Source organism: Streptomyces violens, from assembly GCF_000717745.1.
GTDB classification, from domain to species: domain Bacteria; phylum Actinomycetota; class Actinomycetes; order Streptomycetales; family Streptomycetaceae; genus Streptomyces; species Streptomyces violens.
The window spans coordinates 1-421 of record NZ_JOBH01000046.1 but is presented as its reverse complement, the minus strand read 5'-3'; the positions used below and the strand labels follow the sequence as shown (position 1 = coordinate 421).

General features: G+C 58.0%; 1 rRNA gene. It reads right to left on the bottom strand.

Annotated elements, in window-relative coordinates:
* Positions 1-341: 341 nt before the first annotated feature.
* Positions 342-421 (bottom strand): 16S ribosomal RNA (locus IF04_RS0135315); the annotation flags it as partial.

Genomic DNA, 421 nt, shown 5'->3' with positions numbered 1-421 from the left:
TGCCAAGGCATCCACCGTGCGCCCTTAAAAACTTGGCCACAGATGCTCGCGTCCACTGTGCAGTTCTCAAGCAACGACCAGCCACCCGTCACACACCACCTTCATGGCGCTTCACCGGGGCCGGCGTTTGAAGGAACAGCCTTACGGCCGTGCCCTCAGACACCCAACAGCGTGCCCGACACATCCAGAAGGTCCATCACGTTCCACGCCGAAGCAGTACTAGTGAGGTCCAACCAAGTGTGCCGAGTAGTCAACGTTCCACCCATGAGCAACCAGCATCAGACATTCGCTGATGTTCTGGCCTCTGACCAACCCGAAGGCTGGTAAGAAGTGCTCCTTAGAAAGGAGGTGATCCAGCCGCACCTTCCGGTACGGCTACCTTGTTACGACTTCGTCCCAATCGCCAGTCCCACCTTCGACG